Annotated in this window: 19 protein-coding genes; 12 read left to right on the forward strand and 7 right to left on the reverse strand. The window is 68.0% G+C overall.

Translation table 11 applies throughout. The features are described 5' to 3' along the window. Positions 1-94 precede the first annotated feature (94 nt). Together M9945_RS16645 and M9945_RS16650 are read right to left on the reverse strand one after the other, a co-directional pair. On the reverse strand, positions 95-4,381 hold the full coding sequence (locus tag M9945_RS16645; protein ID WP_367945471.1) for a translocation/assembly module TamB domain-containing protein: 4,287 nt from the start codon (positions 4,379-4,381) through the stop codon (positions 95-97). Next, positions 4,381-6,303 (reverse strand): autotransporter assembly complex family protein, encoded by a 1,923-nt coding sequence (locus M9945_RS16650; RefSeq protein WP_367945603.1) that lies wholly within the window; start codon positions 6,301-6,303, stop codon positions 4,381-4,383. The genes M9945_RS16645 and M9945_RS16650 overlap by 1 nt, the downstream gene beginning before the upstream one ends. 253 nt (positions 6,304-6,556) lie before the next feature. Between M9945_RS16650 and M9945_RS16655 the strand changes: the two genes are divergently transcribed. From M9945_RS16655 to M9945_RS16680, 6 genes are all read left to right on the forward strand, one after another. Beyond that, positions 6,557-6,856, forward strand: a complete 300-nt coding sequence (locus tag M9945_RS16655; protein ID WP_367945472.1) for a hypothetical protein — start codon at positions 6,557-6,559, stop codon at positions 6,854-6,856. A gap of 103 nt (positions 6,857-6,959) precedes the next feature. Continuing rightward, positions 6,960-7,670: a nitroreductase gene (locus M9945_RS16660; protein WP_367945473.1), complete on the forward strand. Its 711-nt coding sequence runs from the start codon at positions 6,960-6,962 to the stop codon at positions 7,668-7,670. Between the two features lie 81 nt (positions 7,671-7,751). After that, entirely contained in the window at positions 7,752-10,322 is a 2,571-nt protein-coding gene (locus M9945_RS16665; RefSeq protein WP_367945474.1) for a mechanosensitive ion channel family protein, read from the forward strand. Between the two features lie 98 nt (positions 10,323-10,420). Further along, positions 10,421-10,690, forward strand: coding sequence for a hypothetical protein (locus M9945_RS16670; protein ID WP_367929628.1), 270 nt, complete (start codon positions 10,421-10,423; stop codon positions 10,688-10,690). 192 nt (positions 10,691-10,882) lie between these two features. Continuing rightward, positions 10,883-13,444: an FAD-dependent oxidoreductase gene (locus M9945_RS16675; protein WP_367945475.1), complete on the forward strand. Its 2,562-nt coding sequence runs from the start codon at positions 10,883-10,885 to the stop codon at positions 13,442-13,444. Positions 13,445-13,538: 94 nt separating this feature from the next. Next, positions 13,539-14,375 (forward strand): DUF1194 domain-containing protein, encoded by an 837-nt coding sequence (locus M9945_RS16680; RefSeq protein ID WP_367945476.1) that lies wholly within the window; start codon positions 13,539-13,541, stop codon positions 14,373-14,375. 334 nt (positions 14,376-14,709) lie between these two features. On the opposite strand, the gene M9945_RS16685 is transcribed toward M9945_RS16680, so the two are convergent. After that, positions 14,710-15,666, reverse strand: coding sequence for a GlxA family transcriptional regulator (locus M9945_RS16685; RefSeq protein WP_367929661.1), 957 nt, complete (start codon positions 15,664-15,666; stop codon positions 14,710-14,712). Between the two features lie 206 nt (positions 15,667-15,872). Beyond that, a complete protein-coding gene (locus M9945_RS16690; protein WP_367929631.1) occupies positions 15,873-16,040 on the reverse strand; it encodes a hypothetical protein in 168 nt (55 codons plus the stop codon). Positions 16,041-16,193: 153 nt separating this feature from the next. Here M9945_RS16690 and M9945_RS16695 point away from each other — a divergent pair, with 153 nt between their 5' ends. Then, on the forward strand, positions 16,194-17,090 hold the full coding sequence (locus tag M9945_RS16695) for a LysR family transcriptional regulator (protein WP_367929632.1): 897 nt from the start codon (positions 16,194-16,196) through the stop codon (positions 17,088-17,090). Between the two features lie 18 nt (positions 17,091-17,108). Here the strand turns inward: M9945_RS16695 and M9945_RS16700 are convergent, their stop codons facing one another. Next, entirely contained in the window at positions 17,109-17,993 is an 885-nt protein-coding gene (locus tag M9945_RS16700) for an alpha/beta hydrolase (RefSeq protein ID WP_367945477.1), read from the reverse strand. Positions 17,994-18,296: 303 nt separating this feature from the next. On the opposite strand from M9945_RS16700, the gene M9945_RS16705 reads away from it, so the two are divergent. The 4 genes from M9945_RS16705 (at position 18,297) to M9945_RS16720 (ending at position 20,179) form a co-directional block, all read left to right on the forward strand. Next, complete coding sequence (locus M9945_RS16705) at positions 18,297-18,974, forward strand: hypothetical protein (RefSeq protein ID WP_367945478.1); 678 nt, start codon at positions 18,297-18,299, stop codon at positions 18,972-18,974. Beyond that, positions 18,971-19,339 (forward strand): hypothetical protein, encoded by a 369-nt coding sequence (locus tag M9945_RS16710; protein ID WP_367945479.1) that lies wholly within the window; start codon positions 18,971-18,973, stop codon positions 19,337-19,339. The genes M9945_RS16705 and M9945_RS16710 overlap by 4 nt, the downstream gene beginning before the upstream one ends. Before the next feature lie 5 nt (positions 19,340-19,344). After that, complete coding sequence (locus tag M9945_RS16715) at positions 19,345-19,716, forward strand: hypothetical protein (protein WP_367945480.1); 372 nt, start codon at positions 19,345-19,347, stop codon at positions 19,714-19,716. A gap of 97 nt (positions 19,717-19,813) precedes the next feature. Further along, the gene (locus M9945_RS16720) at positions 19,814-20,179 is read left to right on the forward strand and encodes a hypothetical protein (protein ID WP_367945481.1); all 366 of its coding nucleotides are present in this window, start codon (positions 19,814-19,816) and stop codon (positions 20,177-20,179) included. Here M9945_RS16720 and M9945_RS16725 read toward each other — a convergent pair. Further along, entirely contained in the window at positions 20,172-20,324 is a 153-nt protein-coding gene (locus tag M9945_RS16725) for a hypothetical protein (RefSeq protein WP_367945482.1), read from the reverse strand. The genes M9945_RS16720 and M9945_RS16725 overlap by 8 nt on opposite strands. Before the next feature lie 161 nt (positions 20,325-20,485). Between M9945_RS16725 and M9945_RS16730 the strand changes: the two genes are divergently transcribed. Beyond that, complete coding sequence (locus tag M9945_RS16730; RefSeq protein ID WP_367945483.1) at positions 20,486-20,860, forward strand: hypothetical protein; 375 nt, start codon at positions 20,486-20,488, stop codon at positions 20,858-20,860. Between the two features lie 27 nt (positions 20,861-20,887). Here M9945_RS16730 and M9945_RS16735 read toward each other — a convergent pair whose 3' ends face one another. Further along, the gene (locus M9945_RS16735) at positions 20,888-22,954 is read right to left on the reverse strand and encodes an ASKHA domain-containing protein (protein WP_367945484.1); all 2,067 of its coding nucleotides are present in this window, start codon (positions 22,952-22,954) and stop codon (positions 20,888-20,890) included. Positions 22,955-23,107 lie beyond the last annotated feature (153 nt).

Here is a 23,107-nt window from a genome sequence, read left to right on the forward strand (position 1 = left end):
TTCAGATTGGACGGGTGATACCAGTCGAAGGCGGCGCGCGCCACCTCCAACGGCTATTGCCGGTTGGGGCAGCGGCTGGTTGGGGGCGGGTGCCTCAGTAGTCGCGTTCGTAGAAGATGCCGAGCGAGGAATCGCCGTCCGAGCCCATCGAGCCGCGCGCCTTCAGATCCTCGGTGATGTCGAGGTTGATGGTGCCGCGCGTCGTCCCTTGCGCACCCGCCTCGACGCCGAGATAGATGTTGTCCTGGATGTAGCGCCCGGCGCGCACGGCGGCGTTGCCCTCGCTGTCGGTCACAACATCGAGGTCGTCGAGGCCGGTGGCGCTGCGCAGGCTGCCGAGAAGCGAGGTGTTGGAGCCGCCGGCAAGCTCGGCCGCCGCCGCCGCGAGCTGGGCGATCTGCAGCGCCGAAAGCTCGCTCAGGCTGCGGTTGAAGATCAGTCGCGCCAGCACCTCGTCCTCGGGCAGCTCCGGCTGCGAGGAGAAGCCGATGTCGAGGCCCGAGACCCGGCCGCGCACGGTGATGAAGACGGTGATGTCGTTGCCGGCCGAGCGGGCGACGAAGTCGATATAGGGGTCGAGATCGCCGATCAGCGTCACCGTCCCCTCGTCGAAGGTGATGCGCTGGCCGAGAATCGACAGGCGGCCGCGGATCAGGCGGAAGCCGCCGACCGGCTGGATGTCGGTCACCGGGCCGGTCAGGCGCACGCTGCCGCCGACCTCGGCGTCGAGGCCGCGCCCGCGGATGAAGATGCGCGCCGGGGCGGTGACGTTGACGTCGAGGCGCACGACGCTCGGCCGCGCCGAGGGGGTCGGCGTGCCGTCATTGGCGCGGGCGCGGGCGAGGGTGGCGCGCACGCCGGCCGGGGCGTTGCGGTGGATGACGTCGATGGCGGCCGCACTGCCGCCGAGGCTGTCCGGCACCGTGATCTCGGCGCGCTCGACATTGATCTCGCCGGCCAGCAGCGGGTCGCGCAGCAGCGGGCCGGAAAGGGTCAGCGCGCCGCTCGCGGTCGCGACCACCATGTCGCCGTCGCTGTAGCGCGCCTGGTTGAGCGTGATGCGAAGGTCGGCCGGCATGCCGGCATCGGCGTTGAGCGAGACGGTGCCGGTGGCGCCGAGCGCGCCGCCGCTGGCGAGGCGGGCATTGGCCGAGCGCAGCGTCACCGTGTCGCCGTCGATCACGCCCATGACGTTGATCTCGTTGAGGCGCACATTCGCCTCGGGGTCGATCACCTGCGCGCCGCTGGTCGAGAACATGGCGCGGATCGCCGGCTGCGTCAGCGGGCCGGACACCGAGCCGCTGGCCTCGACAACGCCGGAAAGCTGGGTACCGCGCTCGGCGAGGAAGCGGTTGGCGAGCGCGAGCGGGGCCGAGCCGTTGAAATCGACCGCGAGGTTGCCGCCGGCCAGCGGCACGATGCCGTTGGCGGAAGCGCGCAGCCCCTCGGGCGTCGAGGCGCTGGCGTTGAGGTTGAGCCGCTCCATGCTGCCTTCGCCCGAGGCGGTGAGCGAGAGCCGGCTCTGGCCGGCCTGCCGCAGCGCGGCGGCGGTGATCGCCTCGCCGTTCAGCGTGAAGCGCGCGCTCGGATTGGCGCGCGGCCCGGTGACGCGCGCCTCGCCGTCGAGTGTGCCGCCGAGGTCGAGATCGGGCCGCACCAGATTGGCGATGGACAGCGGCAGCCGCGCCATGGTGACGGAAAGGTCGAGATTCTGCGCCACGGTGCCGCGCGCCGTCAGCCGGCCGCCGCCGACGTCGAGCGTCAGCGTGTCGATGGCGACGGTGTCGCCCTCCACCTTCAGCGAGGCGGGCGCGGTGAGCCGGGCGACGAGCGGCCCCTGGCCGAAGGAAGCCTCGTCGAGGACGAGCCGGAAGCCCTGGCCCTCGGGCGCGAGCGAGCCGGCGGCGCGGGCGGCCGCGCCGTTGTCGAGCCGGGCGTCGGCGTTGAAGCGCGTGGTGTCGCCGCTGGTCTGCGCGGTGGCATCCAGCGTCGAGACGGTGATGCCGCCGGCGACGATCCCTTGCGCCTGGAGCCGGCCGTCGATGGCCGGCACGCCGAACAGGTCGGCGATGGCGGCCTCGATCTCGGCGCGCTCGATGCGGTTGGCGTCGATGCGCAGATTGCGGGCGTTGCCCTTGAGGTTGGCGACCTGCGTGCCCTGCGCATGCGACAGGGTGACGTCGGCCTCGACCGCGCCCGCACCCTCGACGAGGAAGAGGGCGGCGACGGTCGAGATGTCGGCGGCGTCGATCCTCAGCGCGCCGTCGATCAGGCCGTCCGCGTTCTGGGCCAGCGCGCCGGTGGCGCGGGCGCCGCCTGCGGTGAAGTCGAGGTCGCTCAGCCGGCGCTCGCCGTCGCGGACGCCGATGCCGGCGGAAAGCTGCGCGCGCACGCCGTCGAGGAAAGCGTCGCCGCCCAGCGTGCCGTCGAGCGCGCCGTTCTCCAGCGTGCCCTCGAAGGCTAGTTGAGCGTCGGTGAGCCGCTTGCCGGCGAGGCTGCCCGACGGGACGCGGGCGAGCGTCGTCAGCGTGATCAGGCCGTCCGCGCCCCGGGCCGAGCCTTCCGCTTCCAGCCGCCCGGCCGCCTGCGGGGTGAGGAGCGCGAGGTCGGAGAGGGTGGCGCGATAGGAGAAATCCGCGCCGCCCGAAGCGATGCCGCCATTGGCGGTCAGCTCGACGCGGTCGTTGCCGATCCTGAGGTTTTCCGTGGTCAGGCCGTTCTCGCCGCGCGCGATGCGGCCGGTGATAGTCGAGCGACCGGCGAGGAGCTTGTCCGCGGCTTCGACGCCGATGGCGAGATCCTGCGCCGCGCTGTCGATGACGAGGTTGAAGCCGCCACTGAGCGGTTCGACCGTTCCGGCGGCCTTCAGGTCGAGCGCGCCCTGCAGCGGGCGTCCGGCGAGGCCGGAGAAGGGGGCGATGGTCGTCGCCTCCACGGCGATGTCGCCGGTGAAGACGAGATCGGCGATGTCGCCGGCGAGCGAGGCGGAGAGCCCGTTGCCGGTGAGCGCGGCGTTGTCCAGCCGGATCGGCCCGCCGGCCCGCCATGCGCCGTCGATGTCGAGCGCGATCTCGTTGCCGAGCGCCTCGTTCCAGTCGGCGCGGGTGGCGACGATGCCGGTGAGTGCGCCGTCGGCGGCGAAGGTGATGCTGCGGGCCTCAGTGCGTTCGAGGTCGGTGGCCACCCCGCCGAGCGTCAGCCTGGCTTCCCCGGCCGCGAAGGCGGCGGTGGCGAGGTCCTCGACCGTCAGGAGGCCCGACCATTCACCGCCGGCCGTTTCGCCGAAGGAAAGGGTGAAGGCCGCGCGCTGCACCGTGGTGTCGCCGCCCGGGACGGGCAGCACGACGCGTTCGTCGGTGCCGTTGTCGAGCTGGGCATCGAGGTTGAGGCGGCGCAGGAAGCCGTCGGTCCCGGTCTCGCCATTGGCCGCGAGCGTCAGCGCCGCGCTTTGCAGCCTGAGCGCGTCGAGCGCCACGCCGCCGGCGTCGCGCACGAGGCCGCTGGCGGTGAGCGAGGTTTCCTCGCCGAAGAAATCGCGGAACTGGGCCGGCACCAGCCGGGCGATCGGGCCGGTAAAGCGCGCGTCGTAAGCGAGGCCCTCCGCCTGCCGGCGCAGGGCCGTGGTGCCGCTCAGCACGCGCTCGCCGCCGGCGTCGAGCGCCAGCTCGACGTCGAGACCGGAGAGCGGCCCGCTGCCCTGCACGGCGAGGTCGACCGGCGGGCGGCCCTCGATGCCGAGAAGGTTGGCGATGACGCCGTTTTCCGGTTCGGAAAGCTGGAGATCGACGTCGAGCTGCTCGCTCTCGTTGGCGTAGGCGGCGGTGAGCGCGAAGCGCCCGCCGGGCCCGTCGAGCCGGGTGATGTCGAGGGCGGTGTCGAGCGAGCCGTCCTCGAGGCGGATGCGCCCGGTGATCGAAAGCTCGGATTGAAGGCCGAAGACATCCGGCCCGAAGGAGACGAACGGCACTTCGAGCGCGTCGAGATTGACGGCGACGGGCAGCTCCGGCAGCCGGAACGAGGAGGACTCGGGCGCGGGCAGGCTCTCGTCGGGCAGGGGGCGGCGCAGCACCTCGATGCGCGCTGCCGCCAGCCGGTCGATCTGGAGCCGCTGGCTGAAGATCAGCGCCGAGCGGCTCCAGACGATCTCGGCATCGGTGATGCGCAGCCACACGCCCTGATTGTCGGCGACGGTTATGAGGCCGATCCGGGCGTTGGACGACAGGACGCCCTCGATGCCCTGGATGCGGATCTGCCGGTTCGGCCCGGAAAGCTGGTCCTCGACGAAGCCGAGGAACATCGAGCGTTCCTCCTCCGGCGTTTCCTGCTGGGCGAGGGCCGGCGCGGCGAAAAGGATGAGAAGAAGGGCGAGAAGCGCGCGCATCAGAAAGCCTGCCCCAGTCCGACATAGAAGGCGACGCTCGGGTCGCCGGGGCGGCGATCGAGCGGAACGGCGACGTCGAGCCGGATCGGCCCGAGCCCGGTGATGTAGCGCAAGCCCCCGCCGACGCCGACGCGCAGGCGGTCGTCGAAGGTGGGGATGGAATCCGCGCCGACATAGCCGGCATCGGCGAAGGCGACGAGGCCGATCGAATCGGTGACGCGCATGCGCGCCTCGACCGAGGCCTCGGCCAGCGAGCGGCCGCCGACGACGTTGCCGCTCGGCGTCTCGACGCCGATGTTGCGATAGGCGTAGCCGCGCACCGAGCCGCCGCCGCCGGCGAAGAACAGGAGGTCCGGCGGCAGCTCCGCCACTGACGGCCCGGCCAGCGAGCCGAGCTTCACCCGCCCGGCGAGGACGAAGCGCGAATCCTCGCCGAAGCCGTAATAGGCGCGCGCCTCCGCGGTGGCCCGGATCGCCGGGTTGCCGTACTCGAACTCGTAGAACGGCTCGATCGTGGTCTCGAGGAAGACGCCGCGCGTGGCGTCGGCGGCGTTGTCGCGGCTGTCGTAGGTGAGCGCGCCGGCGAGGCCGATGGTCATGAAATCGCGCCGGCCGTACTCGTCGTCGTCGAAGCGGGCGCGGGCGGCGTTGACGAACAGGCGGCCCGAAAGCTGCTCGGTGAATTCGTGCGTCAGGCCGGCCGACAGGGTGATGGCGGTGCGCGTATAGGCTTCCAGTACCTCGCGGTCGCCGAACAGCGAAGCCGAGAACGAGGTGTCGGGCGTGTAGACGCCCGGCTTCACGAAGCTGGCGCCGACGCGATAGGTGAACTCCTCGGGCTTGAAGGTCTGGCCGATGCCGGCGACCTTGCCCTCGATCTTCAGCCGCTCGGCGCGGCCGAACAGGTTGCGGTGCAGCCAGAAGGCTTCGAGGCCGACGCCGTCGATGCTCGACCAGGTGCCGCCGACGCCGAAGCGGCGCGGCTTGCGCTCCTGCACGATGTAGGTGATCGGCAGGAGGCCGTCGTCGCCGATGAACTCGGCTTCCTGGAAGCGCGCGGCGCGATAGACGTCGAGCCTGGCGATGCGGGTCGCGGCGCGCTTGATGTCGTCGGGGTCGTATTCCTCGCCGTGGCGCAGGCCGGTCATCCAGGCGATCCATTCGGCGTCGACCTGCTCGGCGCCCTCGACCGTCACCGGGCCGTAATAGGCCTTGCGGCCGGGGTCGACCGTGACGCGCGCGTCAATGACGTCGGCCTCGTGCGCGGCCTCGACGCGGCGGTCGCTGATCTCGGCTTTCGCATAGCCCTGCTGGCGCCAGGCCTCGACGGCGAGCCGCTCGGCGCGCAGCACCGCACCCGAGCGCGCCACCTCGCCGGGGGCGAAGCCCTCGTCGCGCGGATCGTCGACCTCGTCGCGCCAGTCGTCGGTCGGCGGTGCCTGGTTGACGATCTCGGCCTGCCGGAAATGGAACAGCGGACCGGGATCGACGGCGATCGCCACCCGCGCCGGCTCGGCCAGCACGGCGTCGGGGGCGAGATCGGACGCCTCGCGCCCGTCGATGCGGATAGAGATCGTGCCGCCATAGCGGCCTTCGCCATAGAGCGCTGCGAGCATGCGGCGATAGTCGCCGCGCGCCTTGGCGATCAGCCCGGCCGCGCCCGAGGCGGCCTCGTCGCGGTCGGCCCACAGCGTCGAGGCGCCCTTCAGCTTCTTCTCGATGTCCTCGTCGGTGACGGCGAACTCGACCTCGTAGCGCTGCGGGTCGCCGATGGTGTCGTCCTGCGTCTCCTCGGCCTTGGAGCCGAACAGCTTGATGCCGAATATCTCGAAGGCGTGCGCGGGCAGGGGCGCAGCAGCGAACGCGACGCAGAAGGCAGCGACAATGAACCGGAACGGGCGCCGGATATGCGGGCTGTGCACGGTCAAGTCTACTCCTAACTGCTCTCGACATGCGGGATGAACCCGCATCGCGCCCTGGCGGCCACTATCGGCCGACAGGGTTAACAGTGCCTTGCCGCCGCAGGCCGAAGCCTGCCCCCGGTCCCGCTTAAATCAGCGCGGGGGCGCGGGCAACCCCTTGCACAACCAATGCGTTCAAAGATGATGGAGTTGTGCAACACGCGGGCTGCCGGTGAATCGGGCATTTTCGCGTCGGGAATGGAAGGGGTGAGCGATGGCTTTCCGGGATATGACGAGGGTACTGATGGCGGCGGGAGCGCTGGCGGCGGCGACGCTGCCGGCCGCCGCGCAAGGGAGGCCCGACGCGCGCGCCATGAGCTGCGGCGAGGTCCGGGCCATGATCGACTCGCGCGGGGCGGTGGTGCTGACCACCGGCCGCCACACCTACGACCGTTACGTGCGGGACACGCGCTATTGCGCCCCGCCCGAGGTCGCGCGGGTGACGACGATCACGACGCGCGACGCGGCGCAGTGCATGGTCTATGCCTGCCGTCCCAATCTTTTCGAGGACTGACGCCGCGAGAGGCGGACGCGAGACGGGCGATTGCCTGCGGGGCCGTGTTGGCCTATGCGTTGCCGCCTTGCACACGGCAAGCGGCGCATCCGGAAGGCTGGCAATGCTCTCTCGCGACATCAACACGCTCCAATCCGATGAAACGGCAATCGTCGATCGCGCGATCACCTCGCGGCGCTCGGTGCGGGCATTCCTGCCGACGCCGGTTCCCGAGGAGACGATCAGGGACATCCTGCGCGTCGCCTCGCGCGCGCCGTCCGGCACCAACATGCAGCCGTGGAAGGTCTATGTCCTGACCGGGGAGAAGAAGGAGGCGCTGTCGCGCGCCATCCTCGACAGCGGCATCCGCCCGGAAAAGATCGCGTGGGACGAGTATCGCTACTATCCGGACCAGTTCTTCGAGCCGTACCTGACGCGCCGGCGCACCGTCGGCTTCGCGCTCTACAGCCTGCTCGGCATCGGCCGCAGGGACGTCGAGCGCATGCGCGAGCAGCACGATCGCAACTTCACCTTCTTCGACGCGCCGGTGGGCATGATCTTCACTATCGACCGGCGGCTGAACGTCGGCTCGTGGGTCGATCACGGCATGTTCCTCGAGAACGTGATGATCGCGGCGCGCGGGCGCGGGCTGCACACCTGCCCGCAGGCGGCCTTCGCGCCCTATCATCGCCAGATCCGGCCGCTGCTCGGCATTCCCGACGAGGAGGTCGTCGTCTGCGGCATGGCGCTCGGCCACGAGGACGAGACGAAGCCGGAGAACGCGCTGCGCAGCGAGCGCGTCCCGGTCGAGGAGTTCGTCACCTTCGTGCGCTGAGGCTTCACGTCGCCGGCCTTGCCGCCGCCATCTTGCTCGCCTAACAATGATATCTCCTGTCACAGCAATCCGCCGAGGCGCATGAAGCTGCCGGTCACTCTTCTTTCGCGGCTCATGCTCGCTATCGTGCTCGTGGCGGGCGCTCTGGCGCCTGCCGTCCTTGCGGCGCAGGAAACCGATGCCGACGACCGCGCCATCTCCATCGGGCCGATGCGCGCGCCTTCGCCCGAGGTGGTGGCCGAGCAGCGCAACAGGATCACCGCCATCATCGCCGAGGCCGGACAGCTCGAGACGCGCATGCGCGCCCATCTCGAGGACGACACGGTGCTGGTCGAGGTGCGCAACGCGCTCGACGGGCTGGCGCGCGACCTCATCGCGGCGGGCGTCGCCTTCCGGCCGCGCCTTGCCGCCATCAACGATCGGCTGGACGAGATCGGCCCGGCGCGCGGCGCGGACGAACCGCCCGAGCCGCCGGCGCTGACCGAGGAACGCCAGAACCTGATCGCCGAGAAGGCCGAGATCAACGCGCTGCTCGGCGAGGCCGAGACGGTCTCCCTGAAGATCAACCGGCTGATCGAGGAGATCGTCCAGATCAGGCGCGATCTCTTCGCCAACACGCTGTCGCGCCGCTACGACGTGTCGATGGCCGTCAGCCCGGAAGTGCTGAAGGATTTCGCCGCCGAGAACACCAAGCTCTACAACACGCTCTCGTCGTGGCTGCGCTTCGTCTTCTCCTACAAGCTGTCCTCGGTGCTGCTGGCCACCTTCTATGCGCTGCTGGCGGCCGGGGCGCTGCTGATCGGCGGGCGGCGGCTGTTCGGCGACATGCTGACGGTCGATCCGGCCAAGGAGGAGCCGTCCTACCTCAACCGGCTCTCTGTCGCCTTCTGGTCGACGCTGCTGCCGTCGGCGGCGCTTGCCGTGTTCCTCGCCTCGACCTGGTTCTTCTACAGCTATTACAGCGTGCTGCGGCGCGACGTCGGCGAGATGATGGTGACGCTGTTCAACGTCATCGCCATCGTCTTCTTCGTCTACCGGCTGTCGAGCGCGGTGTTCTCGCCGCGCCTGCCCAACTGGCGGCTGGTGCCGGTGCATACGGGCGCGGCGCGGGCGCTGTTCTGGCTGGTCTGCGCCACCGCGCTCGTCACCGGCATCGATTTCGTCGCCAGCAAGATCAACCAGGTGATGGGATCGCCGCTGTCGCTGACGGTGGCCAAGAGCTTCTTCGCCACCATCCTTGTCGGCCTTCTCGTCCTCGTCATCGGGCTGGTGCGGCCCTATGTCGACGAGGCAGGCCGGCCCAAGCGCTGGCATCCGCTGTTCCGCGGGCTGCTCATCCTGCTCGGCGGCGGCACTATCCTCGCGGCGCTGCTCGGCTATATCGGGCTCGCCCGCTTCATCTCGCAGCAGATCGTCGTCACCGGCGCGATCCTGGCGACGATGTATATCGGCTATCTCTCGGCCAGCGCCATTTCCGAGGTCGGCGCCTTCGGCAAGACCAGCTTCGGCAAGGCGCTCGACAGGCGATTCCATTTCGACGAGGCGACCGAGGACCAGCTCGGCCTCGCGCTGTCGATCTGCATCAACATCCTGGTGCTGGCCATCGGCATCCCGCTGATCCTCCTGCAATGGGGCTTCCAGTGGGGCGACATCCACGCCTGGGCCTACAATCTCGCCACAGAGGTCCGCATCGGCTCGATCTCGATCTCGCTGATCGGGATCCTGAGCGGCATCCTCGTCTTCTTCCTCGGCTATTTCGGCACGCGCGGCTTCCAGCGCTGGCTCGACGGCAAGGTGATGGCGCGCGGGCGCGTCGACATGGGCGTGCGCAACTCGATCAGCACCGCGGTCGGCTATGCCGGCATCGCGCTCGCCGCCCTGATCGGCATCTCCGCCGCCGGCATCGACCTGTCGAACCTCGCGCTCGTCGCCGGCGCGCTGTCGCTCGGCATCGGCTTCGGCCTCCAGAACATCGTCAACAACTTCGTCTCCGGCCTGATCCTGCTCGCCGAGCGGCCGTTCAAGGTCGGCGACTGGATCGTCGCAGGCGGGGTCGAGGGCAATGTGCGCAAGATCTCCGTGCGCGCGACCGAGATCGAGACCTTCCGGCGGCAGACCGTCATCCTGCCGAATTCCGAGCTGATCAACGCCGCGGTCGGCAACTGGACGCTGCGCAACAAGCTGGGGCGCGTCGACATCCCGGTCAACGTCGCGTTCGACAACGATCCGCGCCACGTCCACTCGGTGCTGCTCGACATCGTCAACGAGCAGACGGGCATCCTGAAGAACCCGGTGCCGACGGTGGATTTTTCCGGCTTCGCCGAGAACTCGCTGAATTTCGTCATTCGCGCCGTGGTGCCGGACATCACCGGCACGCTCGCCTTCACCAACGAGATGCGCTTCCGCATCATGGAACGGTTCCGCGAGGAGGGGATCACCCTTCCGGCCTCGGCGCGCACGGTTCAGGTCAGGACCGTCACCGAGGAAGTCGCGCCGGTGGCGGCCGAGAGCGAGGCGCGGAAGGCGCCGCCCATCGAGCGCGCGCCCGTGGAGCGGCCGAAGGACAAGCCGGCGCGGCAGGTCCCGGTGAAGGAGACGCGGCCGGCGAGCCACGTTTCCGGCGCCGAAGCGGTCGATTCGGAAGGCGCGTAAAGCCGTTCAGTTGGCGTTCAGCTTGGAATGGCTATAAAACGACCGCAAAGGGACGATCGTCCCGGACCAACAGAGGCGGTGGAGACACCGACAGGTAGATGAAGAAGTTTCTGGTTGCCATGGCCTTGACGGTTGCGATCGCCGCGCCGGCCGCCGCGTCGGCGGCGACGGTGACCAACCGCGACGACGAAGCCCACACGCTGATCGTCAGCGAGGGCGGCGAGCAGGTCGAGCTGTCGATCGGCCCCGGAGAGAGCATCGAGATCTGCCCGACCGGCTGCTTCGTCACCATGCCGAACGGCGACCGCGAGGTGCTGACCGGCACCGAGCGGCTGGAGATCGAGGCCAGCCGCGGCAAGATATTCTGATCCCGCCATCGCGGGGGTGCACGGAGGCCGGGCAGGGGTGCCCGGCCTCTTCGTTTTCGGCCTCCTTTCCCGCGCAATGAAACCCGCCGGCGAAACCCTGTGCCGAGCGGCGCGCGATGTCGCAAACAGGCTTCGACCATTGCCACGCCGCGCCCTATAGTCGGCCGGGCGATCAAGTCGGAGCAGGGGCCAATGGCGGAATTTCCTCAACATGCGAGGGTGGTCATCGTCGGGGTGGGCGGCATTGTCGGCGCCTCGCTCGCCCATCACCTGATCGAGCGCGGCTGGGACGACATCGTCGGCATCGACAAGTCCGGCATCCCGACCGACATCGGCTCGACCGCCCACGCCTCCGATTTCTGCTACACGACCAGCCACGATTTCCTCTCCTGCTGGACGACGCTCTATTCCATCGATTTCTACGACAAGCTCGGCCATTACGATCGCGTCGGCGGGCTGGAGGTGGCGCGCGTCGGCGACGATGCGCGCATGGACGAAATCAGGCGTAAAGTGGCCTCGGCCAAGGCGTTCGGCACCCGCGCCCGGCTGATCGAGCCGGCGGAGATCAAGGCGAAGTTCCCGCTGATCGAGGAAAGCGTCGTCCAGGGCGGGCTGTGGGACCCCGATGCCGGCCTCGTCGTGCCGCGCTCGCAGACGGTGGCCGGCAAGCTGGTCGACATGGCCGAGGCGTCGGGCAAGCTGAAGGCGTTCGCCAACACGCCGGCGACCTCGCTTCTCATCGAGGACGGCCGCATTCGCGGCGTCAAGACGGAGCGCGGCACGATCCTGGCCGAGCGCGTCGTGGTCTGCGCGGGCCTGTGGGGGCGGCTGATCGCCGAGATGGCCGGCGAGGACCTGCCGGTGATGCCCATCGACCATCCGCTGACCTTCTTCGGCCCGTATGAGGCGTTCGCCGGCACCGGCAAGGAGATCGGCTTTCCGCTCATGCGCGACCAGGGCAACTCGGCCTATATGCGCGACACCGGCGACCCGGTGACCTCGGAAGGCGGCATGATCGAATGGGGCTATTACGAGGAGACGAACCCGCGCCTCGTCCACCCGCGCGACCTTCTGGAGAAGGAGGAGGCGCGGCTGTCGCCGTCGCAGCGCGACCTCGACATGGATGAGATCCTCGCGCCGCTCGAGCGCGCCATCGAGCTGACGCCGATCCTCGGCGAGCTCGGCTATGACGAGCGCCGCTCCTTCAACGGCCTGCTGCAGGTGACGGCGGACGGCGGCCCGTCCATCGGCGAGAGCCGCAAGGTCGAGGGGCTGTGGTACGCCGTCGCCATCTGGGTCAAGGACGCGCCGGGCATGGCGAAGCTCATCGCCGACTGGATGACGGACGGGCGCACGGAGATCGACCACGCCCGCATCGACTATGCCCGCTTCTGGGACCACCAGTTCGACGCTGCCTTCGTCGAGGGTCGCTGCGGCGAGGCCGCGTGCAAGGTCTACAACCCCGCCGTCCACCCGCGCGAGCCCTATGCGACGGGGCGCGGCATCCGCCGCTCGCCGTTCCACGCGCGCGAGCAGGAGCTGGGCGGCTATTTCATGGAGCTCGGCGGCTGGGAGCGCGCCCACGGCTACGCCGCCAACGAGCATCTGCTGGAGAAATACGGCGAGCGGGTGCCGGTGCGGGAAAACGAGTGGGACAACCGCCATTTCTGGCGCGTCTCCAACGCCGAGCATCTGGCGATGAGCGAGGATTGCGGCATCGTCAACCTGTCGCACTTCGCCGTCTACGATATCGAGGGGCCGGACCATGTCGCGCTGCTCGAATGGCTCTCCGCGGCGAAGATCGGCGGCGAGGGCACTATCGGGCGCGGCATCTACACCCATTTCCTCGACGACGAGGGCATGGTGCGCGCCGACCTGACCGTGATGCGCCATGCCGACCGCTGCCGCGTCATCGACGGGGCCGACGCCGGCCCGCGCGATTTCGCCTACATGAAGCGGGTCGTGGCCGAGAAGGGCTTCGACGTCACCATCACCGACATGACGGAGCGGCGCGTCACCATCGGCATCTGGGGGCCGAACGCGCGGGCGACGCTGGGGAAGGTCGTCGAGGAGCCGGACGCGCTTTCGCCGGAAAACTTTCCCTTCGCCACCATCAGGCCGGTGCGCATCGCGGGCAGGGACGTCGACGCCTTCCGCATCTCCTATGTCGGCGAGCAGGGCTTCGAGCTGCACATGGCCTATGAGGACGGGCTGGCGGTGTGGGACGCGCTGCGCGCGACGGGCGTCATGGCCTTCGGGGTCGAGACCTACGCCAATTCGCGGCGGATGGAAAAGAGCCTGCGCCTGCAGAACGCGGACCTCATCACCGAATACAACCTTTTCGAGGCCGATCTCGCCCGCCCGAAGGTCAAGGAAGCCGATTTCCGCGGCAAGGCGAAGCATCTCGAATACCGCGCGCGGGCGAACCAGCCGGCGATGCTGTGCACGCTGGTGCTGACAGACACCACCGATTCGCACGGCGTCCTGCGCTATCCGGTCGGCACCATGCCGGTGATCGACCCGGCGACGGGCGAGACGCTGGTCGACGAACTCGGCCGGCGCTCCTACACGACCTCCGTCGCCTACGGGCCGACGCTCGGCAAGAACATCGCGCTCGCCTATCTGCCGTGGGCGTACTGCCAGGAGGGCCGCAGGCTCGCCGTCGAGTATTTCGGCGAGACCTTCCCCGCCGAGGTCGCGGCGGTCGGCTATCGCGCGCTCTACGACCCCGAGAACCTGAAGCCGCGCAGCTGAGGGACATAACCGGTCGCAAAAACTTGAAGGGAGAGGCGGCGGCCGCCCGGCCGTTTCGCTTTCCATCGCGCCTCGATCGCGTATCCTTTAGCCCATGTCGCGCCCATGGCTTCCCCTGCCTGCGCTGCGTGCAGGCCTTCTCCTGACGGCGGCGGGCGGTTTCGCCGTCCCGGCCCTCGCCGAGCCGGTCGACGTCGAGCTGATCCTCGCGGTCGACGTCTCGCTTTCCATGTCGCCCGACGAGCTCGCCATCCAGCGCGACGGCTACGCGGCGGCGCTGACGCATGGCGAGGTGATCCGCGCCATCGAGGACGGCATGCACGGCAGGATCGCGCTCGCCTATGTCGAATGGGCCGGCGATAGCGTCCAGCATGTCATCGTGCCGTGGACGATCATCGCCAATGGCGAGGATGCGCGGCGCGTGGCCGAGCGTCTGACGGTCGCACCCTCCAACAGCGCGCGGCGCACCTCGATCTCCGGCGTGCTCGATTTCGCCGCCGACCTCTTCGCCGAAAGCGCCCATCGCGGCATGCGGCGGGTGGTCGACGTCTCGGGCGACGGGCCGAACAACCAGGGCGTTCCGGTGACGCAAGCGCGGGACGCGCTGGTGGCGCAGGGCGTCACGATCAACGGCCTGCCGCTGATGACGACGGGCAGGGGCTATGCCGGCCGCTTCGACCTCGCCGAGCTCGACGCCTATTACCGCGACTGCGTGATCGGCGGGCCGGGGGCGTTCATGATCCCGGTCAACGACTGGAGCCATTTCCCCGAGGCGGTGCGGCGCAAGCTGGTGCTGGAGCTGGCGGGCGGGGCCGGGGGCAGGGACGCGTTGCCCGTGCTTCGCGCCTCCGTGCAGGCCGAAGGCACGGATTGCATGATCGGCGAGAAGATGTGGCTCAACCGCTCATGGATGTGGGAAGGCGACAGGTAGCCGTTCGATTTAAAGCGTGTTGCGTCTTATCCGCTCTGGAGGAGCGCAATCTTCGAGCGCTTGCGCGCCGCCCCTCATCCGGCTGCCGCCACCTTCTCCCCGTAAACGGGGAGAAGAGAGCCGCCATCCTTGCTTTCGCCAATCGCAAACGTGGCAAGAGAAATTGAGGGATTGCGGCCGGCATTCCTTCTCCCCGTTTACGGGGAGAAGGTGCCCGAAGGGCGGATGAGGGGTGGCGCAAGCGCCGCCGATGATGCGCATAAGACGCGACACGCGATAGCCGCATTCGTGCGACGCCGGACGATGCCGTCCGGCAAGATGCTCCAGTGTCGTCTTACGCCGCCATCAGCGGCTTGCGCTCGCCGCGCTCCTGCTGCGGCGAGCGGGCGTAGAGCTCGCGATAGCATTTCGAGAAATGCGAGGCCGAGACGAAGCCGCAGGCCACCGCGACCTCGACCACGGGCAGCGACGACTGGATCAGCAGGTGGCGGGCGCGGTCGAGCCTGATCTCCAGATAGTAGCGCGCCGGCGAGCGGCCCATCTCCTGGCTGAACAGGCGCTCGATCTGCCGGCGCGAAAGCCCGACATGGGCGGCGATCTCGACCAGCGACAGCGGCTCGGCGAGGTTCGCCTCCATCAGCTCGATGATGGTCAACACCTTGGAGTTCTGTACGCCGAGGCGGGCGCGCAGCGGCAGGCGCTGGCGGTCAGTCGGGCTGCGGACGCGGTCGGTCAGCACCTGCTCGCAGACGCGGTTGACGATGGCGTCGCCGAAATCGTCGCCGATCAGCTTCAGCATCATGTCGAGCGCGGCGGTGCCGCCGGCGCAGGTGTAGATGTTGCCGTCGACCTCGAACAGGTCGGCATAGACGTTGGCCTTGGGGAACGCCTCGGCGAAGCCGGGCAGGTTCTCCCAGTGGATGGCGCAGCGCCGGCCCGAAAGCAGGCCGGCCTGCGCCAGCACATGCGCCCCGGTGCAGAGCCCGCCGATGGCGATGCCGCGATTGTGCGCCTCGCGCAGGAAGGCGAAGGCCGACTTCTCGCGATAGGCCTCGATGCCGAGGCCGGAGCAGACGATGACCATCGAGGGCCGGTCCGGGCCGGCCAGCCTGCGCCGCTCCTCCTCCAGCGAGGTGGCGACGGCGCATTCGACCCCGTTCGAGGCGCGCACCGGCCGGCCGTCGATGCTGGCGAGGCGCCAGCGATAGCCCTCGTAGCCGAGCATGCGGTTGGCCGAGCGCAGCGGCTCGAGCGCCGTTGCGAAGGCGATCATGGTGAAATCGGGCACCATGAAGAAGACGATCGAGCGTTTGACGGCGCCTGCCTCGGTCACTTTGGCCTGGGTCACTTGCGCCTCCTCCCGGATTGACGCGGCCCGCTGACATAGGATGTCGCGATCGGCAAAGCGTCATCAGGAAAACGCTTCCTTGTCAACGGGATGGAGCGGAGGATTTTGACAAGTGGAGCAACCGGCGCGGCAAGGGGCGGGAGGCGCGCTCACTCCCGGCGCTTCAGCCGGTTCGGCTGCCGCTCCATCGGGTCGGGCCAGCCGATGTCCTTGCGGATGTCGAGCGGCAGGCTCGACAGTTCGACGATGGTCGCCATCCGGCGGCGGCGGGCGCGGAAATCGCGGGCGATGCGGCTGAGCGCATTGATGATCGACATGACTGCCTCCTTTGTTTCGCAGGCGATGCCTGCTGGCTCCTTTGGTTCGCAGGCGATGCCTGCAGGATGAGGCTTGACTATGGGGCCGCGCGCGTGTTCAATCAAACGAAATGGAATGATCATTTTATTTAGAAATCTTGATCGAATGAAGCCATGAACGCTCCGCTCAACCACCCCTTGCCGCTGCTCGAGCTCGACGTGCTGCGCACCTTCATCGCCATCGCCGAGACCGGCAGCTTCACGCTGGCGGCGAACGCGGTGTTCCGCACGCCGTCCGCCGTTTCGATGCAGATCAAGAAGCTGGAGGAGACGCTGGGCGTCTCGGTGCTGTCGCGCGACGCGCGCTCGGTGTCGCTGACGCAGGACGGCGAGATGCTGATGGGCTATGCGCGGCGGATGCTGGCGCTGAACCGCGAGGCGGTGTCGAAGTTCATCGTGCCGGACATCGCCGGCGTGGTGCGGCTCGGCTCGCCCGACGACTACGGCGAGCGGGTGCTGCCCAACGTCCTGAAGCGCTTCGCCCAGACGCATCCCTGCATCGCCGTCGACGTCACCATCGACCAGAGCGTGAACCTGCGCCGCCGCATGGCCGAGCGCCAGCTCGACCTGACGCTGTTCACCATCTGCCGCCATGTGCCGCCGGAGGCCGAGGTGCTGCTGACGGAGCCGATCGTCTGGGGCGGGGCAAAGGGCGGCTGCGCCCATCTGCGCGAGCCGCTGCCGCTGTCGATCTGGGAGGAGAACTGCGTCTGGCGGGCCGACGCGCTGGAGGCGCTGGGCCGCGAGGGGCGCGACTACCGCATCGCCTATATGAGCGCGCACACGGCCGGCCAGCGCGCCGCGATCCTCGCCGACCTTGCCGTCGCGCCGCTGCCGAAATCCTTCATCGGCGACGAGATCGTGGCGCTCGGGCCGAAGGAAGGGCTGCCGGCCCTGTCCAACTACAACCTGGCGATGATCGTCGCGCCGGACGCCTCGCCGCCGGTGCTCGCCGCCGCCGACCATATCCGCGCCACCTTCCAGGCGCTGCGCGAGGCGGAAGCGGCCTGATCGGCCTGTCGTCGCAACTTAGGCGGTGAGGAAGGCGACCATCCTGTCGCGGGCGGGCCTCGCTTCCGGCATGTCGATCAGCGGCCAGACATGGAACATGCGCTCGCCGATGGCGAGGTCGACCGTCTTGCCTAGCGCGCGCACCTTGTCAGTGAACAGCACGGCGTCGGGATAGAGGATGTCGTGGGTGCCGCAAAAGACGAGCATCGGCGGCAGGATGGAAAGATCGCCGTAGAGCGGGCTGATGCGCCAGTCGTCGAGCGCGATGTCGCCGCCATAGAGCCGCATCGCCTCGGTGCCGCCGGGGATGTCGAGCCACGGATCGACCCTGGCATAGTCCCGCACCTTCGGGTTGCGAAGCGTCATGTCGATGCCGGGCGAGATGAGGACGAGGCGGTCTGGAAGCGGCCAGCCTTCCTTCGCCGCCGTCATGGTCAGCGCCAGCGCCATGGTGCCGCCGGCGGAATCGCCCATCACCGCCACCGCCTCGCCGCCGCCGAGAACCTCGCGATAGACCTCAATCATCATCGCCTCGACGGCGGGAAGCCCGTGCTCCGGCGCCAGCGGATAGATCGGCACGGTGACGTGGGCATCCGTGCGCTCGGCGAGCTCCGCGACGAGGTTCCAGTGGTGCGGCGTCATCTGGAAGCAGAACGCGCCGCCATGGATGTAGAGAATGCGCCGCGCCGCCGCCTTGCCCTTCGGCTTCGCCTCGTAGACCGGGAAGCCGGCGACCTCGCGTTCGGTGATGTCGAGCCGCTGCGCCACCTTGGCCGGCGGCCTGTGGTCTTCCCGTGGGCGCACCTTGCGGATGCGGGCATGCAGCCCCTCGGCGCTGGCGAACGCCTTCTTGCGCGTATGGCGCAGCACGAAGGTGACGAGATGATATTTCAGGCTCGGCATCCTTTTCCCCCTTGCCCATGAACGTCATGGCGCGGCCGCGCGGGGCGAATCGCCGGCCGCCGCGCCGAGCGGGGAAATCTTACCCGCTCGGCCTAGTTCGGGAACAGGCCGCGCGACCGCGCGTCCGTGAACGGATTGAGGGCGTCGCAGGAAAATATTCCAGAAAGAACAATAGCTTGTCCTAAATCGGTCAACCGGTTCGTCCACCCCTTCCGGCACTGCCTCACACTCCTCCCGTCTCGGCAAAGGAAGTGACGGCGCGTGGACCGGCAAGAGCACTGGCAATCCCCGCTGAGATGGCGCTTGGCGAGCCTGCGCGTGCGGGCAGCGATGCTCCGGCTTTCTGTCGGTATCAAGGCCGGCTTCCGCCCCGACCAGCCGCGCCTGCCGCGCGGCCATCCGGACGGCGGGCAATGGACCCGCGTGCCCGGCTATGCGCAGGTCCATCGCGTCTCACGGCGTCGCGGCGGCGGCGGGCAGATCAGGATCGGCGGCCGCTGGCATCCGATCACGCCGGCGCAGGAGTTACGGCTTCAGATATCGACCGCCGCGATGAAGAACGCCGTTCAGCGTGCGCGACAGATGGACAGGGATTGGCGCTCCCAGGCTCAGGCATATGCGACAGTGGAAGGACAGATCCGGGCGAACGAAGCCATTCGCTTGCAGGCCGAGCTTCGATTGTACGAGTTGACCGGCCGGCCGATTCAGCTGGGACCCTTCGCGCACGAATGGATCACGCTCGCTCCAGGGCAAAAGACGCTGACCGCGCAACAACGACAACTGCTCGACGCGATTGGGCAACGATATGGCTGTCACGGCTGCGGGTCTACCGAAAATCTGACGCGGAATGGGCACTTTGTAGGCGACCATCAGATGCCGAGAGCGCTCGGTCGTTCAACTATAATCATTCCTCATTGTGTACATTGCAGCAACATACAAGGAGGATATGTTGGAGCATTGAGAGGAAGGTTGAGGAAATGATTGTTCGGAAAACTATATTTCCGCCCTATCTCCAATTCTTCATCTCCGATATCGGTCGACCGGAGAATCCGACGCCCGACGTCGAAGCCATCCGAATCCTTTTCAACGGCCGCTGCATATCTGTGCCGTGCGCCTACTATGAAGAGACTGGAACCGAATTGGTGGTTGGACCTCCTGAAGAGGTCGCGCAAGCGGCTGCCCCGCAATTCGATGGCGTCATTCCGACACCTGGCAGGTTGATCTTGTTTGACGACGCCGAGGCCACCGAATGGGTCGTCTACCCGACGCCGACCGCCGAAACCCGTATCCGTATTTGGACCGACGGTTCGATGCTGCCCGAGCTGGTGGTGGTCGCGGTGGGATAGGCGATATGACGGTCAAAGTCGCGTCGGTACTGCTGGACTATTGCAGTTGCTATATCGCTGGGTCATTGGATGTGGACGTGCTGATAGAGTACGGTGCTACCGGCGTTTTTGGAACGGATGAGTGCCTCGTTGTCACATGCCTGCCGTGGAACGAGGGGGAAACCAGAATTACCCTCGGGCCAATCGAGAAAATGCCTCTCCAGCCGGCGTCGGCGGTATTTGACGGGATGCTGAAAACCCCGGACTATCGGGTGGTTGTTCTCGATGTGAACATGCCGGAAATTGTGGCCACGGACGTTCCCGGCGTGGAGACGCGCATCAGAATCTGGACAAACGATCCAATTTGCCTGGACGATGTGATCATTGCTCTAGAGTGAGGGGCCGTTCTGCGCCGCGCCTTGCCTTGAAGCGGCGGGTATACCGGGCAGCCGGACCCAATCCGCGCCCGGCATGCCGGCGGAAAGAGCGATCAGAATGCAGCGGAAGACCGTGCCGGTCCTGAACAGCCTCATATTCGCGCGCGACAGCGCAGTTGCAGGTGCGCCCGACACCGACGGCGTGGGGCGCATCTGGCGCAATTCGACAGGCGTCGCGATCTCGTGTCTGCCGGATTCCGACGGTGCCACTGATATTATCCTTTCGGACTCGGACCCATCTTCCGATTCCGGTCTGGTCTGCATCTTCGACGGGGCGATCGATACGCCGAGCGGAGGGCTCACGGTCGAAATCCTTCCTGATGTCACCTTGTTCCGCATGCCGGTGGCCCGCGCGGCAACCGGACTGCGGGTATGGACAGACGGATTTCCGGACACGAAGGTCGTATGGCTGGCAGTCAGTTGATGGCGGTCGGAAATACTATAGGATCTGCATTCTTGACCTGAAGACGGGGGATTTTCAGGTGGATACGGTCTCGTTTTTCAATCTCCATTTGAGCGCAGATGAGCAAGCCGAGATCAACCGGATCGGCCGGAAGTCCGGTTGTCATCGGTGTGGTTCCACCGATCCCTTCACGGCCTCCGGTAACTACATCGCCGATTTCTGGCCTCCCCGGATGCTTTCTGTTCCCGAGCGGTTGTATCCTACCTGTCTCAGGTGCAGCCGGATGTCAGGGACTATCTTCTTCAAGCACCTCGCGGGGCAACGGAGATGATGCAGAGGCGTCTGCTTTCTCTGGAATATCAGGGGTTTCTGCTGAGCGGGGAGCTTTATCCGTCCGATATTCCGATCGATCACGACAGTGCCAACGGCATCGTCGGCAATGAAATCTGCATCACCGTGCCGTGCAGATACTGGAACGAAGGCCCGACCGAGCTCGTGGTCTGGTCGGCCGGCGAGATGGCTGAAGACGGCACCGATCCGGATTTCGAGGGATGGCTGCAGACGCCGAGGCGATCCGTCATTTGCAGCGATGTCAATGAGATCGCCTTTCTGGTCGCCGAGGCGGCCGACGTGAAGACGAGGGTGCGCATCTGGCTGGACGTCCCGGCCGAGCCGGCCGCGGTCAGGATCGCGCTCGGCTAGTTCGGGCGGCGGAGGGTCGGTCTTCCACTATCTGGCGCGCCTCGCCATGCGCTCCTCGCGCGAGCGGCGGCGGGGGGCGGGGTCGCCGTCGCCCCCGTCGTCACTGGCCGCCTTGCGGGGCGGCAGCTTCACCGCCGCAGTGAGCTTCGGGAACGGGTCGACCTTGTTCGGCATCGCCATGGCGTTGACGAAAAGCTGCTGGAAATGCGGCTCCAGCGCGGTTTCGATCTTCTCGATGCGCGTCACCGTCTCCTCGATCTCGCGGCGGTGGCCGCGGTTGAGCAGCGCCATCATCGCGCCGGTGCCGGCGGCGTTGCCCACGGCCTTGACCTCGGCGAGGTCGCAATCGGGAATGAGGCCGAGCACCATCGCGTATTTCGGGTCGATGAACGAGCCGAACGCGCCGGCGAAGCGGATCGTGTCCACCTCGGCCACGCCCTGCTTCTCCATCAGCAGGCGGATGCCGGCATAGAGCGCGGCCTTGGCGAGCTGGATGGCGCGGATGTCGTTCTGTGTGACGGTGATGCGCGGGCTTCCGTCATGCAGGAGGTAGGAGAAGGTGCGGCCGTTCGGCACGATGCGCGGGCTTTTGCCGGCGAGCGCGCCATCGACGACGCCGTCCTCCGAGACGATGCCGGAAAGGTACATCTCGGCGACGACCTCGATGATCGCCGAGCCGCAGATGCCGGTGACGCCGAGGGTTGCTGCGTCCTCGGCGAAGCCGTCCTCGTCCGACCATCTCTCCGAGCCGATGATGCGGAAGCGCGGCTCGAGCGTGTCGGGGTCGATGCGCACGCGCTCGATGGCGCCGGGCGCGGCGCGCTGGCCGGAGGAGATTTCCGCGCCCTCGAAGGCCGGGCCGGTGGGCGAGGAGGCGGCGACGACGCGGGCGCTGTTGCCGAGCACGATCTCGGCATTGGTGCCGACATCGACGAGCAGCATCATCCGCTCCTGCCGGTGCGGGCCTTCGCAGAGCGTCGCGGCGGCAGCGTCGGCTCCGACATGGCCGGCGATGCAGGGCAGGAGATAGGTGCGCGCGCCCTCGTTGGCCTTGAGGCCGAGCTCCGCCATCGAGGTGCGGACCGCGCCGGAGACGGCGAGCGCGAACGGCGCCTGGCCGAGCTCGGTCGGGTCGATACCGAGGAAGAGATGATGCATGACCGGGTTGGCGACGAAGACGGCATCGAGGATGTCGTCGGCGCTGACGCCGCCCTCGGCGCAGACCTTGTCGATCAGCCCGTTGACGGCCTCGCGCACGGCGGAGGTCATGGCCTCGCGGCCGTCCGGGTTCATCATCACGTAGGAGACGCGGCTCATCAGATCCTCGCCGAAGCGGATCTGCGGGTTCGACGCGCCGGCCGAGGCGACGACCCGGCCCGACAAGAGCGAGACGAGATGAAGCGCGATGGTGGTCGAGCCGATGTCGCAGGCGATGCCGTAGGTCTCGTTGTGCAGGCCCGGCCAGATGGCGAGGATTTCGGGGCGGGCGGTGTCCTCGTCGTGGTGGACGGCGACGGTGACGCCCCAGCCTTCCTTGCGCAGGGTCTTCTGCACCAGCGGCAGCAGCCGCAGCGGCACCGCGGGATCGTCGATGCCCCAGTCGCGCGCCAGCATCGCCTTCAGCCGGTCGAGGTCGCCGAGCGGCTTGTGCATGTCCGGCTCGTCGACCTCGACATAGCAGAGCCGCACAGCCGGGTTGCGTTCGATGACGCGGTCGGAGGCGGCCTTGCGCACCACCTGCGCGTTGACGACCGTATCCTGCGGCACGTCGACGACGAGGTCGCCCTGCACGGTGGCCGAGCAGGAGAGGCGCCGGCCTTCGGGCAGGTCGCGCACGCGCTCGTAGCGCTCCTCCTTCGGGCCCTTCGGCGAGATGTGGTCGCAGGACGAGACGATGCCGTGCTTGGCGAAGCTGCCTTCCTGCACCTCGACCTGGCAGCGGCCGCAGGTGGCGCGCCCGCCGCACACGCTCTCGACATAGACGCCGAGCTGGCGCGCGGCATCGAGCACCGGCGTGCCGACCGGAAAGCGCCCGCGCTTGCCCGAGGGCATGAACAGGACGAGGGGGTCTTTTAGATTGGATGAGGCGGTCATGGCAGCTCCTCTTCTCCCCGTTCACGGGGAGAAGATGCCGGCAGGCAGATGAGGGGCAGAGCCTGCATTGCAAGGCCCGCGCTGCCCCTCGTCCGACCCTTCGGGCCACCTTCTCCCCGTGAACGGGGAGAAGGAATTGCTGCAACAACCGTC

The sequence above is a fragment of the Aquamicrobium sp. genome, assembly GCF_023954335.1.
GTDB lineage: Bacteria > Pseudomonadota > Alphaproteobacteria > Rhizobiales > Rhizobiaceae > Aerobium.

Excerpts from the sequence above, each read along its gene's own strand:
- M9945_RS16645 (WP_367945471.1), bottom strand. The coding sequence starts at position 4,381 with ATGCGCGCGCTTCTCGCCCTTCTTCTCATCCTTTTCGCCGCGCCGGCC.
- M9945_RS16655 (WP_367945472.1), top strand. The coding sequence starts at position 6,557 with ATGGCTTTCCGGGATATGACGAGGGTACTGATGGCGGCGGGAGCGCTG.
- M9945_RS16660 (WP_367945473.1), top strand. The coding sequence starts at position 6,960 with ATGCTCTCTCGCGACATCAACACGCTCCAATCCGATGAAACGGCAATC.
- M9945_RS16665 (WP_367945474.1), top strand. The coding sequence starts at position 7,752 with ATGAAGCTGCCGGTCACTCTTCTTTCGCGGCTCATGCTCGCTATCGTG.
- M9945_RS16670 (WP_367929628.1), top strand. The coding sequence starts at position 10,421 with ATGAAGAAGTTTCTGGTTGCCATGGCCTTGACGGTTGCGATCGCCGCG.
- M9945_RS16675 (WP_367945475.1), top strand. The coding sequence starts at position 10,883 with ATGGCGGAATTTCCTCAACATGCGAGGGTGGTCATCGTCGGGGTGGGC.
- M9945_RS16680 (WP_367945476.1), top strand. The coding sequence starts at position 13,539 with ATGTCGCGCCCATGGCTTCCCCTGCCTGCGCTGCGTGCAGGCCTTCTC.
- M9945_RS16685 (WP_367929661.1), bottom strand. The coding sequence starts at position 15,666 with ATGGTGCCCGATTTCACCATGATCGCCTTCGCAACGGCGCTCGAGCCG.
- M9945_RS16690 (WP_367929631.1), bottom strand. The coding sequence starts at position 16,040 with ATGTCGATCATCAATGCGCTCAGCCGCATCGCCCGCGATTTCCGCGCC.
- M9945_RS16695 (WP_367929632.1), top strand. The coding sequence starts at position 16,194 with ATGAACGCTCCGCTCAACCACCCCTTGCCGCTGCTCGAGCTCGACGTG.
- M9945_RS16700 (WP_367945477.1), bottom strand. The coding sequence starts at position 17,993 with ATGCCGAGCCTGAAATATCATCTCGTCACCTTCGTGCTGCGCCATACG.
- M9945_RS16710 (WP_367945479.1), top strand. The coding sequence starts at position 18,971 with ATGATTGTTCGGAAAACTATATTTCCGCCCTATCTCCAATTCTTCATC.
- M9945_RS16715 (WP_367945480.1), top strand. The coding sequence starts at position 19,345 with ATGACGGTCAAAGTCGCGTCGGTACTGCTGGACTATTGCAGTTGCTAT.
- M9945_RS16720 (WP_367945481.1), top strand. The coding sequence starts at position 19,814 with ATGCAGCGGAAGACCGTGCCGGTCCTGAACAGCCTCATATTCGCGCGC.
- M9945_RS16725 (WP_367945482.1), bottom strand. The coding sequence starts at position 20,324 with ATGACAACCGGACTTCCGGCCGATCCGGTTGATCTCGGCTTGCTCATC.
- M9945_RS16730 (WP_367945483.1), top strand. The coding sequence starts at position 20,486 with ATGATGCAGAGGCGTCTGCTTTCTCTGGAATATCAGGGGTTTCTGCTG.
- M9945_RS16735 (WP_367945484.1), bottom strand. The coding sequence starts at position 22,954 with ATGACCGCCTCATCCAATCTAAAAGACCCCCTCGTCCTGTTCATGCCC.